The sequence below is a fragment of the Thioclava sp. JE_KL1 genome (assembly GCF_009296265.1).
Classification (GTDB): Bacteria; Pseudomonadota; Alphaproteobacteria; order Rhodobacterales; family Rhodobacteraceae; genus Thioclava.
In genome coordinates this window covers 329,927-343,866 of record NZ_WBJS01000007.1, presented here as the reverse complement: position 1 = coordinate 343,866, position 13,940 = coordinate 329,927, and the positions used below count along the sequence as shown (strand labels likewise).

The following is a 13,940-nucleotide window of genomic DNA, read 5'->3' as shown; positions in this document are numbered from 1 at the left end:
ATTGCGCCGCCCAATGGCCGGATTTCACTCCGCCGTTGACAAGGCAGTGTGGATCGGGACCGGGAGATACTCCATCAGGCATTCCTACACGCTATATTACTTTGTGTAGGAAAATATGGTTCCCCTGGCCCCGCGGCAAGCTATGAACCTCCCCCCTTCCAACCTACAGGATTGGTGGGGGAGGTTCATCTGCTCGAAGGTTTTTCGAGACATCAGGTCACTTAAGCGAAAGCCCTATTCGTTCGCCGTCGTCACGCATTGAACCCGCTTTCGAGCACCTATCTGATCAAATCTTGCTTTCCATGAGGGATGTATTACGATGTATGACACCGCAATCGAAAGAGCAAACCATGGGCAGCTCGCCATACTCCATCCGTCTTGACCACGAACTGAGAAAATCTCTCGAACGCGAAGCGGAAATCGAAGACCGTTCGCCTGCCCAGCTCGCAGTGCGCGCCATTCGATCCATGCTGGAAGCGAAGGAAGCCAAGCGGGCCGCCATAGACGACGCTGTGACGCGTGCCGAAAAGGGAGCTTTCATTTCCGCCGAAGCGATGAACGCCTGGATCGATTCATGGGACACGGGAGATGAGCTCCCTTCCCCGAAACCGGACATCACGCCCGACAGCGCATGAAGATCGTCTTTCTTGAAGATGCGGCCCAGGACATCCGGTGGTTTCGCCATTACTATCAATCGGTTTTTCCAGAAGGTAGCTTGAAGGCCCGCGCGAGCCTGAAAGCCATCCAGCAGACGCTGGCCGCCAATCCTTATGCGGGACATCCCAGCGATTCAGGGCGCGCTGTGCGAGAACTCTCGATTCCTCGGACACCGTTTTTGCTGATATATCGCGTAATGCCCACTCAGATCGAAATTCTCCGCCTTTGGGATAACAGGCAGGGGACGGATTACTGAGAGGATACCGGCAGGAAATACAAGGTAGGCATTCGGCGAAGACTGCGGGCGTTCACTTGATCAGATACGCCTGGTAGAAGCTTTGGGTTTCCGAGGCTTTGGCGCCCATTTCCGGGCGAGGCGTTCGAAGTTGTCGAGGATACGGCCGATATCTGCCTCATCAGGATCGAACTTTGCGCCATGCCATTCCAACATGTCTGCGTGGGCTTCATGTTGCGGATCGGCGATGGCGTCCAAGAAGTTCGCGTAACCGGGAGAGCCGCCGATATCTTCCGGCGGGCAAGCCCCGATGGCTCTGACAAGGCGCGGATATACGGCACCCGGGATGGCATCATCGATTTTCTCGACCTTGATTACGTGGTGCCAGTTGTCCCCAAAGTCGTAGATGTAATGAATGGTCTTGGTTCCCACATCTTCGAGCACATCAAGTAGGCTGGTCTTACTGGCCGGCATCGGGCCCTCGTAAAAACCATCTGGATCTGGCACGCCCCAGCCGACGCCGCCGGCCCTGAACTCATAGAGGTGGCTATCAGCCCATCCCATGGCGGACTGTATAACATCGTGCAGGCGGTTCAGCTTGATCTTCAGCGGCACATCGAAGCGCCGAAGCACCTGAGGCTCGACGTCAGATAATGTCACCTTGAGGCGCGCGACCAGCGTCATGCAGCAATCCTCTTCAATTCTGTTGCGGCGCTCCAATTCCATGGCAGCAAGTCATGCAAAGCGACACCGCCATATCCGGCAGACGGGCGAGCACATCGGACAGCCATGCCTGCGGATCGATGTAGGTCATCTTTGCCGAGACGAGCAAGAACCTCTCGAAGATCGGACAGTTCGTTGAGCGGCAGAGACGCTGAGAGCCTCCGGTGTCGCTAAGGCGCTGCATAGTTGAAGCATTGCTTCACTCGCGGTTCAGTCCTCATGGGGCGAAGACCGATCAGGTCCGGCTCCGTGCGATCACCTTGGCTGCACTCAGCGGTTGATACGTGTCTTCCGGGGCTGCGAAGGCATGGGTCAACTCGACCTTCAGGCGGTTGAAGGCCTCCTGCTCCACCCTCCCCTTGTCGCGCCGGATCAAGTCGCGGATGTATTCGCTGACATTCTCATAGGACGCGTCATCACCCACGTTCGCCGAGACAAAGTCACTCAAGGTCCCACCGAGGCGGACGGTCAGCGTGGTTGTTCGGGACATCGCACACCGTGTTCGGCAACAGCCATTTCGCGGCCTGACCGAATATTATCGAACATGCAGCGTCGATGGGCTTCGGATGTTCGATAAACAACACTCTTTCACGCGGGGGTGTTCGGATCGCGAAACAGTAGATAAGTTACCGAACACACCGCCCCCATATCAACTGATTGATATTCATAAGAAACCAGTGCCGCGAAATGCTGCGAAACGAACACCCCGACGCTATTTTCGTGCCGCAGCCTTCCCAGAAGGATATGCATCTTCTCCTCGCAGGAATGGTGCTTCCGCCTGCGTCGGCGGATGTCGCTCACCATCTGCCTGACGAACAACGCGGCCGAACGCGCGCTTCGCGGGATCGCACTGGGAAGAAAGACCTGGCTCTTCCCCGGCTCGGAGCGGTAGCAGAGCGGCCTTCATGTCTTCTTTGATCTTCACGGCCAAGATGGCCTCCGCCTCATGGAGCGCGTCGCGCCCAAAGCCGAATTCGCCCGTTATTGCGCCGCCCAATGGCCGGATTTTACTGAGCCGTTGACAACGGCCCTATGCGGTTTGCACACCAGTCCGAAGCTGAGTGACCTTCCAATAACCCGCGTAGCCTTTTTTCAAATGAGCCGCGACGATTTGAAAGCCGCTTTGTGGCCAGCCCTTTGGCGTATCGACGAACAGCAATTCCGCGATGCCGAACCCGGCTTCCTTGAGATCGCGCAGACGCGCTTTGGTCGTCAGGTTCGTAAGCGGTGCGAGCCAGACGATATTTTCCGAGACCTGCATTGCATGGTGCGTGAACGCTCTCAGCTCGGACCAGGGCGGATTGGTGACGACCCACTCCACCTGATCGGCCCAAGACAGAAAGTCACGCCCCTCACTGATCTCGCACCAATGGCGCTCCAAGTTATCCGGGAAATGATCAAAGAACGCCCCCTCCCCGCGCGACGGATCGAGAACACGCCCGGCCATCGCATGCGAAAAATGTTCGATGATGGCCTTGGCGAGGTCAGGCGGCGTCATGACACGGTCCTGTTCCGCGTCATTTTTCGGCGGCACCAACCCTCGCCCCTTCGCGAGATCGCTCCGTTCCAGAGGTTTGCGGATGCGGAGCAGCCGCAAGGCTGCGGCAAGCGTCGCCACACGCCCGGAGAACTCCGACTCCAAGGCAATGACCGTCACGCGGTTGCAGCCGATTTTGCGCGCGAGAGCCTCCTGCGAAAAACCACGCGCACGCCGCCGCTCCGCGAGCACACGTCCCATATGTTCCGCGGGCTCAGTGACACGCCAGCGCAAGCCAAGGATCGGTAAGACGGCCTCGAGCGAAAGGATCGTGCCTGCCCCACTCTCCAGAGCGCGCACGGTGGGGATGCTGATCTTGGCGCGGGATGCGAGTTCAGCCTGCGTGAGCCCGCGCCCCACGCGTTCGGCTCTGAGGATCTCGAAAAAGGACATGTGCGAAAATCTTTCTATCCAAAGCTCAAAAATAGAAAGAAAACCCGACAAAGCGCAACCCGCCCGAAACCCAGCGAGACACGCGTCGGCGAAATTTTCTCTGCCTCGCGAAAAATCGAAAACCCGTTTTTTCACTCCCGGCACCTAAACTGAAGGCATCACCAGGATCCGCATCGGATCGATCCACTTTCCGCCGCCGAGCCTCGCTCGCGCGGCCTCAGGAGACGCATGCCATAGCCCAGCGCCCCTTCACGCCAAATATGCGAAAATCTCACCGCGCAACGGGGTTTACCAAGACCGACGAAGAGCTTCTCGAGCGGCTCGTGAAAGCCCGGCTGCGCATCGCCGAATTGATGCTGGAAAAACTAGTCTACGCCCCGATTTTCGAGAGACTGGAACAAGAAATCGCGGCCGTCGAGGCGCGCCGGGTCGAGGATCCACTGGCCCGCGCAAGGGCGATCCTGCGTGGACTGCCGAGCGACGCGGCCAGACCGCCGGATACGCCTGATGAGACGCCGGAGCCGTGGTAATTGGGACCTCTCAAATGACTTCTCAGCCCTCTGAGGAATGCGCCTGTCCCTACGCGGCAAGTCGGCCACAATCGCCGACAGTGCTTCGTGCCTCTGCTATGACATCCACCGGTCGTCTCCTCATAGGAACGACTGGTACTCGTCCATGAAGTTTGCAACCTGCAGTAGGCCCTGCGCTTCTGACTTGTGAACCAAAGCCGCAACATCGAGCGCCGGGTTCTTGAAGCGCTCCCGCATGCGACGCAGGGCCAGAATGGCCTCCGAGGGATCCAGCTCGATTGTATCGGCGATGAAGTCGTCGGCGGAAATCGCGTGGATGGCGTGCGGGTCCAAAACCGCGGAAGGAAAATCGGCAAGATTGTCCGTCACGATGACAGAGGCAGACGTCGCGATGGCCGCTGCCAGAACATGGTTGTCGCCCGGATCGGGCAACGCAAGCTTGTCTTCGAAGAGTTCATAACCTGTCACCAGAGCTTCAGGGAATGCCGCTTCGATTGCCGCCCTTTGCCGGGAACCATCGGTTTCGCCCTTGGTGATCTGGGCGATCGCTTTCTGGGTCTCGTCAAGAATGCGACTGCTCCAACGAGGCCGGAACAAGCCGGCCTCGGCCAGGCTCAGAAGCATGTTTCTGCGAAGCGCTCCACCTAGGACGCAGGCATCGAGGAGAGCCGTAAACCGATCAGCGTATCGGCTCATACAAGACCGTCTTCCGCATCCATGGCGGCAAGGTCGCTCAATGCGCCCGAGCGAGATGCGTCACGCTTCTCTTTGTAGGCAAAGAGATCGTCGGCACGAACCCGGCGATGACGGCCGGTCCTTGCAAACGGAATCTCGCCTTCCTCGAGAAGCTTCACCAGGAACGGACGGGACACATTGAGAAGATCCGCCGCCTGCTGCGTGGTCAGCTCTGACTCGACGGGGGTCATCCGAAACCCGCGACCGCTCGACACGAGCCGCAGCACCTCGAGCAACGAAGCCGTCAAGGCAGGCGCAAGCGTCACGGTTCGGACTTCACCGCCTTCCAGGGCAAGCGACAGCTTCGTCGGTTCGCCTTCCTTGATCTGGGAAGCGACAATCGTTCTGAGCTGTTCGGCGTTCTTGATCTCGACCTCGTCGGGCAAACGATCAAAGAACGCCTCTTTTCTGAGGGCGTTCATCTTCTCTCTCCGGTTCTCTCTTCACGTGTTGGATATAGGGCATCCGTCATTCGAAACAATCGCAACAATCGCAACAATCGCAATATTCGAAGTTTTCGAATATCGTGTAAACAGGTTACTGAACCGCCCCGAGTTTGCCGGAGGCTCCAACTCTTGAGCAGGAGGGAGCATCATGAGCAAGACAACGAACAAGTTTTCCCCTGAAGTGCGCGAGCACGCGGTGCGGATGCTTGCCCGAGAGATCATGCCCGGCGCCGAAGTCATGGCCGCGGCGTTTCGTGAAACAGGTATCCCTCAAGCCCGCCTTCTTCTTGAGACCCGATCGCACAACACCACCGAGAACGCACGTTTAAGCTACAACCTCGCCCACCCCAAACCGGATGAGACCTGGCTGCTCATCACCAGCGCCTTCCATATGAGACGCGCGATGGCGAGCTTAGAGCGGGCCGGTTGGGACGGGCTCATCCCATACCCTGTCGATTATCGCGCAGAGGGGTTTCTCGAAGATACTGGCTGGGATCTCGCGGGCCATCTCGACAAGCTGGATCTCGCGCTCAAGGAATGGGTCGGGATCTGGGCTTATGCGGCAAGCGGGAGATAGGTTATCCGGATGGTAACGAAAGCACGACTTGTTTCATCCTCCGCTGGGAGCGCATATAGGAGGGGCGAACAGATTTTTCCCGGGCCACCATTTTCATGAAGATCACCGTCATCACCGCCGTCTACAATTCCGAAGCCACCGTCGGCGAGGCTATCGAGAGCGTCGGACGACAAACCCATCCCGATCTTGAGCATCTTATCATCGAGGGGAAATCAAAGGACGGTTCGCTCGCCGCGATCGAACGCGCCGCCCATGACCGGATGGTCCTCGTCAGCGAGCCCGACAAGGGGATCTATGATGCGCTCAATAAGGGCGTGACGAAGGCGTCCGGTGACATCGTCGGCTTCGTCCACAGCGACGACTTTCTCGCCCATGAAAACGTGCTTTCCCGCGTCGCTGCCGCATTTGAGGACCCACAGGTCGAGGCGGTCTTCTCCAATCTCGATTATGTCTCGCAAGCGGACACAAGAAAGGTCGTCCGACACTGGGCAACAGGTCCCTATAGCGCGGCGAAACTCAAGCGCGGCTGGATGCCGGCCCACCCGACCCTCTATCTCCGGCGCTCGGTCTATGAACGCCTCGGCGCCTTTGACACCAGCTTCCGGATCGCGGCCGATTACGACTTCATCCTGCGCTATTTCTCGCAAGCGACCGGTCGCTCGGTCTATATCCCCGAAGTGCTCTACAAGATGCGTTTGGGCGGCGTAAGCAATCGCAACCTTGCGCGCATTCGCGAAAAGATGGGCGAAGACTGGCGCGCGATACGCGGCAACAATGTGGGCGGCGTGATGACGCTGGTGAGCAAGAACTTCTCCAAGCTCGGGCAATTCGTGGAGCGGCAGAAGGGCTGACGCGCAGCGGGCTATGCCCTGACAGCGCAATTGGCTCCGCGCGTCTTACTGCTTATTTGCACGCCTCCCACAGGCAGAAAAACTCCGGGTTCGACATGCGCGACTTCACACAACCGTGATCTCCCTTGTCGGATCACCGGATTTGCATAAACAGCATTTTAGCAGGCGCAGCATTCTGCTACTGCTCAACTTTGAACGATGTCGAATTTTCGACCCCAAACTGTGAACGCCCTTCCCCTCAGGCTGACCCGAGTCAGCGCTGATGCGGTAGCCTGCCGGAATGCGGCCTCCTGATGGCAGGCCAGCGCAGCAAGGTCCAGGAAGATATCCGCTTTCGTATCTTGCGCCTTCTCGAGGAAAACCCGGAAATGTCGCAGCGCGAGCTGGCAGACGCAGTTGGCGTGAGCACGGGAAGCGCGAATTATGTGTTGAAGGCTTTGATCGAGAAGGGCTTCGTGAAGCTCGGGAACTTCAAGGCAGCCGAAGATAAGCGCCGGTATGCCTACCTGCTGACGCCGAAGGGCGTGGCCGAGAAGGCGGCGATTACGCAGCGGTTCTTGGCAAGGAAAATGGCGGAGTTTGAGGCGCTGAAGGCAGAGATTTCTGCACTCAAGTCAGATTTGAACCAGAATGAATAAACCATTGGATAGAAGCTTTTCATGAAAATCGCGATGATCGGCACGGGCTATGTTGGCCTTGTTTCGGGGGTGTGTTTCTCGGATTTCGGCCATGAGGTCGTTTGCGTCGACAAGAACCCCGCGAAGATCGAAATGCTCGAGGGCGGCCGCGTGCCGATCTACGAGCCGGGCCTCGACGATTTGATGGTGAAGAACGTCGAAGGCGGGCGTCTTTCCTTCACCACCGACCTGAAGAAAGCCGTTGCAGGCGCCGATGCGGTTTTCATCGCGGTGGGCACGCCGACGCGGCGCGGCGATGGCCATGCGGACCTGACCTATGTGATGGCCGCCGCCGAGGAGATCGCCAACGCGATGACCGGCTATGCGGTGATCGTGACAAAATCGACCGTGCCGGTGGGCACGAACCCACAGGTCGCGGAGGTCGTGCGCAAGACCCGCCCCGATATCGAGTTCGACGTGGCCTCGAACCCCGAATTCCTGCGCGAGGGCGCGGCGATCGACGATTTCATGCGGCCCGACCGTGTCGTCGTCGGCACCACGTCGGAAAAGGCCGAAGCCGTGATGGGCGAGATCTACCGCCCGCTCTTCCTGCGCGAATTCCCGATCCTCTATACCGATCTGGAAACCGCGGAGATGATCAAATACGCCGCCAACGCGTTCCTCGCGACCAAGATCACCTTCATCAACGAGATCGCGCGGCTCTGCGAGAAGACCGGCGCAGATATCAAGCACGTCTCGCGCGGCATGGGGCTCGACGGCCGGATCGGCAACAAGTTCCTGCATGCAGGTCCGGGCTATGGCGGCTCGTGTTTCCCAAAGGACACGGCGGCGCTCGCGCGGATCGGTCAGGACTACTCCTGCCCGATGGAGATCGTCGAAACCGTCATCAAGGTGAATGACGACATCAAGCGGCGGATGATCGAGAAGGTCGTCGATCTCTGCGGCGGCTCGGTCAACGGCAAGACGATCGCGATCTATGGCGTGACCTTCAAGCCGAACACCGACGACATGCGCGAGGCCCCTGCCCTGACCATCGTGCCCGCACTGGTGGGCGGCGGCGCAAAGGTCCGCGTGGTCGACCCGCAGGGCAAGCGCGAAGGCGAGGCTCTGCTTCCGGGCGTGTCCTGGATGGACGATGCCTACGCGGCAGCCGAGAAGGCCGACTGCGTGGTGATCCTGACCGAGTGGAACGAGTTCCGCGCGCTGGATCTGAACAAGCTGGCCGCGACGATGGAGACCGCGCGCATGGCCGACCTGCGCAACATCTACGCCGAGAAGGACGTCAGGAAGGCGGGCTTCGCGGAATATGTGGGGGTCGGGAGCAGACGCCCTATCGGGGTTGGTGCATAGAATGCAACAGCACGAAACGGCGCAACGCGAAGAACCAAAAGATAAATATCATCATATTAGGACGCGGGCGCCCCATATCTCACCGGCCGATCTCCGCTGCTTCCAAGCAGCTTGCGATCACACGCCCGTGACCTCCCTTGTCGAATGACTGGATTTGCATAAACAGCCTTTTAGCGGGTGCAGCGATCTGCTACCGCTCAACTTTGAACGATGTCGGATTTTCGACCCAAAGCTCTGAACACCCCTCCCCGCAGGCTGACCCGAGTCAGCGCTGGTGCGGTAGCCTGTCAGGATGACAACTCCTGATGGCAGGCCAGCGCAGCAAAATCCAGGAAGATATCCGCTTTCGCATCTTGCGCCTGCTCGAGGAAAACCCCGAGATATCGCAGCGCGACCTCGCTCGCGAGGTGGGGATCAGCACCGGCAGCGCGAATAGTTGCTGAAAGCACTGGTGGGAAAAGGCTTCGTGAAGCTGGGAAACGTCAAGGCCGCTGAAGATAAGCGGTGTTACGCCTACCTGCTGACGCCGAAAGGTGTCGCGGAGAAGGCGGCGATTACGCAGCGGTTTCTGGCAAGGAAGATGGCGGAGTTTGAGGCACTGAAGGCGGAGATTGAGGCGCTCAGGTCCGAGGGCAAAAAAAAGTGAAAAGCTTCAACAGAGCGCATGTCCATAGAATCTCGAATTTGCGCGGTCATTTATTGCGCTTTCCGTAAAAGGCGAGTTCGCCTACGGACAACTTCCAGCAGCAAACAGTATCGCTTGCTTAAGGCACAACTGAAAACACGCACCGAATCTACCTAGCTAGAGAGTGAAATTTTGATGTCCAAGTCATTTGGAAAAGTGCTTGTGACCGGCGCTGACGGTTTCATAGGCTCCCATTTAACCGAGGCGCTGGTGCGCGCGGGCTACGACACCCGCGCCTTCGTGATGTACAACTCGTTGAATTCGTGGGGCTGGCTAGACCGCCCCGCCGAGGACGTGAAGGGCAACTTCGAGGTCGTCGCGGGCGACATCCGCGACCCGCATGGCGTGGCCAACGCCATGGAAGGCTGCGACGCGGTGCTGCACCTCGCGGCGCTGATCGCGATCCCCTTCAGCTACCATTCGCCGGACAGCTACGTCGCGACTAACGTCACCGGCACGCTGAACGTGCTGCAAGCGGCGCGACGACTGGAGACGCAGCGAGTGATCTCGACCTCGACCTCGGAGACCTACGGCACGGCGCAATTCGTGCCGATCACCGAGGAGCACCCGGTCAACGCGCAGTCGCCCTATGCCGCCACCAAGGTAGCTGCCGACCAGTTGGCGCTATCTTTCCAAAAAAGCTTTGGCACGCCGGTGGCGGTGCTGCGCCCGTTCAACACCTACGGCCCGCGCCAGTCCGCTCGCGCAGTGATCCCGACGATCATCAGCCAGATTGCCGCGGGCGAGCGCCGCATCAAGCTTGGCGCGCTGAGCCCGACGCGCGACTTCACTTTCGTTCATGACACCGCGCAGGGCTTCATCAAGGCGATGGAATGTGACGCATGCGTCGGCGAGGCCACAAACATCGGGTCGGACTTCGAAATTTCCATCAAGGACACCGTGGCGCTGATCGCCGAGGTCATGGGCGTTGAGATCGAGATCGTGTCCGATCAGGAACGGATGCGCCCCGCAGACAGCGAGGTGGAACGTCTATACGCCGGGGTCGACAAGGCGCGCCGCCTATTCGACTGGGCGCCGGAGCACGGCGGGCGCGACGGGTTCGCCAAAGGCATCGCCAAGACTGCCGAGTGGTTCCAGAAGCCGGTCAACTTGGCCGCCTACAAAACCGGTCAATATAACGTTTGAAGACCGCCTAGGCGGGTGCCCCACAATGGAGCGTTACATGGATTTCGCAGAAGATCTCAAGCAGCGGATCCGAGGCGTGATCGGCACGGAGAAGGACTTCGTGCCGTTGCACGTGCCAGAGTTCCACGGTCGAGAGCGGGAGTTGCTGATCGACTGCATCGACACCGGCTGGGTGTCTTCGGTGGGCTCCTACGTGGATGAATTCGAGGCCGAGGTGGCACGGCTATCGGGCTGCGCTTACGGCGTCGTGGTGGCGAACGGCACCGCCGCACTGCAGGTCGCGCTGATCGTGGCGGGGGTGAATGCGGGGGACGAGGTCCTGATGCCTGCGCTCACCTTCGTCGCCACGGCAAACGCCACCACCCACCTGGGCGCGGTGCCGCATTTCGTCGACAGTGCCTATGATACGCTGGGCATCTGCCCGGAACGCCTGCGCGCGCATCTGGAGGGGGTGGCCGAGGTGCGCGACGGCCAGACCGTTAATCGCCAGACCGGCCGCCGCATCGCCGCCGTGTTGCCGATGCACGTCTTTGGCTGTCCCGTCGACATGGACAGGTTGAACGCGGTGTTAATCGACTGGCCCATGGAGGTGGTTGAGGACGCCGCAGAAAGCCTCGGCAGCACTTACAAGGGGCAGCTGTGCGGCAGTCTCGGCACCGCGGCGGCGGTTAGCTTCAACGGCAACAAGATCGTCACCACCGGCGGCGGCGGGGCCATTGTTACGAATAACGAGGCGCTGGCTAAGCGGGCCAAGCACCTTACAACGACGGCGAAGCTGCCGCACAAATGGGCGTTCTTGCATGACGAGGTTGGCTACAACTACCGGATGCCGAACCTGAACGCGGCGCTGGGTGTGGCGCAGCTGGAACAACTAGACACGCGGCTCGCGCAAAAACAGCGCCTCTTCGACGCCTATGCCGACGCCCTCCGTGGGTTGAACGAGGTGCAATTGTTCCACGCGCCCGAAGGGTCGGTTTCGAACAACTGGCTGGTTACGCTGGTGCTGGACCCGGCGCACGCGAAAGACCGAGACCACCTGTTGCAGGAGCTCAACGATGCAGGGATCATGTCCCGCCCAATCTGGACCCTGATGCACCGCCTGCCAATGTATCAAAGCGCACCGCGCGCCGACCTCACGCAGGCTGAGGACCTGGAGGCGCGCGTTCTCAACATCCCGTCGTCCGCCTATCTGGGTGCGCGGGAGGGCGCGGCGGCATGAAGGTGCTCGCCGTTTCCGGCACCCGCGCCGACTGGGGGCTGCTCCAGCCCGTGCTGGCGCTCCTGCGCGACGATGCGCGGTTTACTCTGGAGATCCTCGTCACCGGGCAGCACCTGATGGCGGGCAGCACCTCGGTCGCGGCGATCGAGGCGGCCGGGTTCACCGTCCGCCACTGTGTCGACATGGGGCTGGCCGAGGGGGATGGTGACGCCGCGCTCTGTGCCGCCGCAGGGCGAGCGGTGGCCGGCGTCGGCGCCGTATTGGCCGACAGCCGACCCGACATGATGCTGGTGCTGGGCGACCGCTACGAGATTCTCAGCGCGGTGACGGCGGCACTGCTGTCCAAGGTCCCCGTGGCGCATATCGCGGGCGGCGACGTGACCGAGGGCGCCTTCGACGATTCCATCCGCCACGCCATGACCAAGATGTCGGCGCTGCATTTCACCACCACCGAAGAGGCCGCGACCCGCGTCCGCCAGATGGGCGAGACCCCGGCGCGAGTCTTTGTCACCGGCAGCCCGGGGATCGATTTGGTTCTGGCGGTGCCGCGTATGGATCGCGCGGCCTTCTTCGACAGCGTGGGACTGGAGCCGCAGGCGCGCAATTTCGTCATCACGCTGCACCCGGCGACCCTGTCCGCCGACAATGCCGCCATGGCGCGGGCCATGCTCGACACGCTCGAGGCCTATCCGCAGGCCGGGCTGATCTTTACCGGCTCGAACGCCGATCCGGGTGCGGCGGAACTGGACGAGATCATCCGTGCCTGGGTGGCAGGGCGTGACAATGCCGTCTTCCATGCCTCGCTGGGCTCGGCGCGCTATTTCTCGGCGCTGGCGCATTGCGACCTGGTGCTGGGCAACTCGTCGAGCGGGCTTTACGAGGCGCCCAGTTTCGCCATCCCCACCGTCAATATCGGTGACCGGCAGGCGCGGCGGGTGCGCGCGGTATCGGTGATCGACTGCGCGCCCGAGGCCGAGGCCATCCACGCCGCCATCGACACCGCGCTGGCCGGTGACTGGTCCGGGACGGTGAACCCCTACGGCGACGGCCAGGCCGCGCCGCGCATCGTGGCACACCTTGCCGCCGTGACCGATCCGGCGGCGCTCATCCGCAAATCCTTCGAGGACGTGGCCCATGGCTGATCCCAGAACGCTTATCATCGCCGAGGCGGGTGTGAACCATAACGGCGACATGGACATGGCGCTGGCGCTGGTGGACAAGGCGGCCGAGGCCGGGGCCGATTACGTCAAGTTCCAGACCTTCAAGGCCACGAAACTGGCCTCAGCCAGCGCGAAGAAGGCCAGCTACCAGACCCGCACCACCGACGGCGCCGAAAGCCAGCTGGCCATGCTGCAGCGGCTGGAACTGTCGCTGGAGGGTCATCACACGATCATGGCTCGCTGCGCCGAAAAGGGCGTGCGCTTCCTGTCGACGCCCTTCGACCTCGACAGCCTGGCGCTGCTGACGGAGACCTTTGCCCTGCCGGAGATCAAGCTCGGCTCGGGCGAGCTGACCAATGCGCCGCTCCTGCTGGCCGCCGGGCGGTCCGGGGTGAAAATCATCCTCTCGACCGGCATGGGCAGCCTGGCCGAGGTCGAGGAGGCGCTTGGCGTGCTGGCCTTTGCCATGTGCCGCGAGGGCGCGCCCAAGGGCCGCGCCGATTTCGCCCGGGTCCTGCTGGACCCCGCCGTCTGGCCGGTGCTGGCCGAGCGCGTGACGCTGCTGCATTGCACCACGGAATACCCGGCGGCGGTCGAGGACACCAACCTGCGCGCGATGGAGACCCTGCGCCGCGCCTTCGGCGTGCAGGTCGGCTATTCCGATCACACCGTGGGCGAGGCGGTCAGCCTGGCCGCCGCGGCGCTGGGGGCCAGCGTGCTGGAGAAGCATTTCACCCTGGACCGCACCCTGCCCGGGCCGGATCATGCCGCCTCGCTGGAACCGGGAGAACTGACCTCGCTCATTCGCGGCGTGCGGGCGGTGGAAAAGGCGCTGGGAACCGGGATCAAGCAGCCGGGTGCCGCCGAGGTGGCTAACCGCGCCGTGGCCCGCAAGAGCCTGCTGGCGGCGCGCGACCTGCCAGAGGGGCATGTGCTGACACTGAACGACATTGCGGTGAAGCGCCCTGGTAGCGGGATTTCACCGATGGCGCTTTGGGACACGGTGGGCCAACAGACAACCCGCGCACTGGCCGAAGGCGAGACGCTTTGACCGGAGC

Annotated in this window: 18 protein-coding genes and 2 pseudogenes; 14 read left to right on the top strand and 6 right to left on the bottom strand. The window is 61.1% G+C overall.

The genetic code is table 11. The features are described 5' to 3' along the window. Positions 1–323 precede the first annotated feature (323 nt). On the top strand, positions 324–635 hold the full coding sequence (locus F8R15_RS15780; RefSeq protein WP_152845219.1) for a CopG family ribbon-helix-helix protein: 312 nt from the start codon (positions 324–326) through the stop codon (positions 633–635). Then, on the top strand, positions 632–913 hold the full coding sequence (locus F8R15_RS15775) for a type II toxin-antitoxin system RelE/ParE family toxin (RefSeq protein WP_152845218.1): 282 nt from the start codon (positions 632–634) through the stop codon (positions 911–913). The genes F8R15_RS15780 and F8R15_RS15775 overlap by 4 nt, the downstream gene beginning before the upstream one ends. 60 nt (positions 914–973) lie before the next feature. Here the strand turns inward: F8R15_RS15775 and F8R15_RS15770 are convergent, their stop codons facing one another. The 3 genes and pseudogenes from F8R15_RS15770 to F8R15_RS15765 all read right to left on the bottom strand — a co-directional run bounded on the left by F8R15_RS15770 (position 974) and on the right by F8R15_RS15765 (position 2,105). Continuing rightward, positions 974–1,618, bottom strand: a complete 645-nt coding sequence (locus tag F8R15_RS15770; RefSeq protein ID WP_253732653.1) for a plasmid pRiA4b ORF-3 family protein — start codon at positions 1,616–1,618, stop codon at positions 974–976. Then, positions 1,573–1,724: pseudogene (locus tag F8R15_RS21505) on the bottom strand (transposase domain-containing protein); the annotation flags it as partial. The gene F8R15_RS15770 and the pseudogene F8R15_RS21505, both read right to left, overlap by 46 nt. Before the next feature lie 126 nt (positions 1,725–1,850). After that, positions 1,851–2,105 carry an addiction module antitoxin gene (locus F8R15_RS15765; protein ID WP_152845217.1) on the bottom strand — a complete coding sequence of 85 codons (255 nt, stop codon included), beginning with the start codon at positions 2,103–2,105 and terminating at the stop codon, positions 1,851–1,853. Between the two features lie 312 nt (positions 2,106–2,417). Here F8R15_RS15765 and F8R15_RS15760 point away from each other — a divergent pair. Continuing rightward, a pseudogene (locus F8R15_RS15760) lies at positions 2,418–2,550 on the top strand (transposase); the annotation flags it as partial. Positions 2,551–2,645: 95 nt separating this feature from the next. On the opposite strand, the gene F8R15_RS21675 reads toward F8R15_RS15760, so the two are convergent. Beyond that, entirely contained in the window at positions 2,646–3,545 is a 900-nt protein-coding gene (locus tag F8R15_RS21675) for a helix-turn-helix transcriptional regulator (RefSeq protein ID WP_216644135.1), read from the bottom strand. A gap of 260 nt (positions 3,546–3,805) precedes the next feature. Here F8R15_RS21675 and F8R15_RS15745 point away from each other — a divergent pair, with 260 nt between their 5' ends. Continuing rightward, on the top strand, positions 3,806–4,075 hold the full coding sequence (locus F8R15_RS15745; RefSeq protein ID WP_152845216.1) for a hypothetical protein: 270 nt from the start codon (positions 3,806–3,808) through the stop codon (positions 4,073–4,075). Positions 4,076–4,195: 120 nt separating this feature from the next. Here the strand turns inward: F8R15_RS15745 and F8R15_RS15740 are convergent, their stop codons facing one another. Together F8R15_RS15740 and F8R15_RS15735 are read right to left on the bottom strand one after the other, a co-directional pair. Further along, entirely contained in the window at positions 4,196–4,771 is a 576-nt protein-coding gene (locus F8R15_RS15740) for a PIN domain-containing protein (RefSeq protein ID WP_152845215.1), read from the bottom strand. After that, positions 4,768–5,232 (bottom strand): helix-turn-helix domain-containing protein, encoded by a 465-nt coding sequence (locus F8R15_RS15735; protein WP_152845214.1) that lies wholly within the window; start codon positions 5,230–5,232, stop codon positions 4,768–4,770. The genes F8R15_RS15740 and F8R15_RS15735 overlap by 4 nt, the downstream gene beginning before the upstream one ends. A gap of 172 nt (positions 5,233–5,404) precedes the next feature. Here F8R15_RS15735 and F8R15_RS15730 point away from each other — a divergent pair, with 172 nt between their 5' ends. From F8R15_RS15730 to neuB, 10 genes are all read left to right on the top strand, one after another. Further along, a complete protein-coding gene (locus F8R15_RS15730; RefSeq protein ID WP_152845213.1) occupies positions 5,405–5,833 on the top strand; it encodes a YdcF family protein in 429 nt (142 codons plus the stop codon). A 95-nt stretch (positions 5,834–5,928) separates the two neighbouring features. Then, positions 5,929–6,684 (top strand): glycosyltransferase family 2 protein, encoded by a 756-nt coding sequence (locus F8R15_RS15725; RefSeq protein WP_152845212.1) that lies wholly within the window; start codon positions 5,929–5,931, stop codon positions 6,682–6,684. Between the two features lie 293 nt (positions 6,685–6,977). After that, a complete protein-coding gene (locus F8R15_RS15720; RefSeq protein ID WP_152845211.1) occupies positions 6,978–7,322 on the top strand; it encodes a MarR family EPS-associated transcriptional regulator in 345 nt (114 codons plus the stop codon). A 21-nt stretch (positions 7,323–7,343) separates the two neighbouring features. Continuing rightward, positions 7,344–8,672, top strand: a complete 1,329-nt coding sequence (locus tag F8R15_RS15715) for a UDP-glucose/GDP-mannose dehydrogenase family protein (RefSeq protein ID WP_152845210.1) — start codon at positions 7,344–7,346, stop codon at positions 8,670–8,672. Positions 8,673–8,977: 305 nt separating this feature from the next. Continuing rightward, the gene (locus tag F8R15_RS21815; protein ID WP_253732649.1) at positions 8,978–9,115 is read left to right on the top strand and encodes a winged helix-turn-helix transcriptional regulator; all 138 of its coding nucleotides are present in this window, start codon (positions 8,978–8,980) and stop codon (positions 9,113–9,115) included. Continuing rightward, complete coding sequence (locus F8R15_RS21810; protein WP_253732647.1) at positions 9,109–9,318, top strand: hypothetical protein; 210 nt, start codon at positions 9,109–9,111, stop codon at positions 9,316–9,318. Before F8R15_RS21815 ends, F8R15_RS21810 begins: the two co-directional genes overlap by 7 nt. A gap of 174 nt (positions 9,319–9,492) precedes the next feature. After that, positions 9,493–10,503, top strand: a complete 1,011-nt coding sequence (locus F8R15_RS15705) for an NAD-dependent 4,6-dehydratase LegB (protein ID WP_152845209.1) — start codon at positions 9,493–9,495, stop codon at positions 10,501–10,503. A 37-nt stretch (positions 10,504–10,540) separates the two neighbouring features. After that, the gene (locus F8R15_RS15700; protein WP_216644134.1) at positions 10,541–11,722 is read left to right on the top strand and encodes a LegC family aminotransferase; all 1,182 of its coding nucleotides are present in this window, start codon (positions 10,541–10,543) and stop codon (positions 11,720–11,722) included. 2 nt (positions 11,723–11,724) lie between these two features. Then, positions 11,725–12,864 carry a UDP-N-acetylglucosamine 2-epimerase gene (neuC, locus tag F8R15_RS15695; RefSeq protein ID WP_172976243.1) on the top strand — a complete coding sequence of 380 codons (1,140 nt, stop codon included), beginning with the start codon at positions 11,725–11,727 and terminating at the stop codon, positions 12,862–12,864. Next, a complete protein-coding gene (neuB, locus tag F8R15_RS15690; protein ID WP_152845206.1) occupies positions 12,857–13,933 on the top strand; it encodes an N-acetylneuraminate synthase in 1,077 nt (358 codons plus the stop codon). Before neuC ends, neuB begins: the two co-directional genes overlap by 8 nt. Positions 13,934–13,940: the final 7 nt, after the last annotated feature.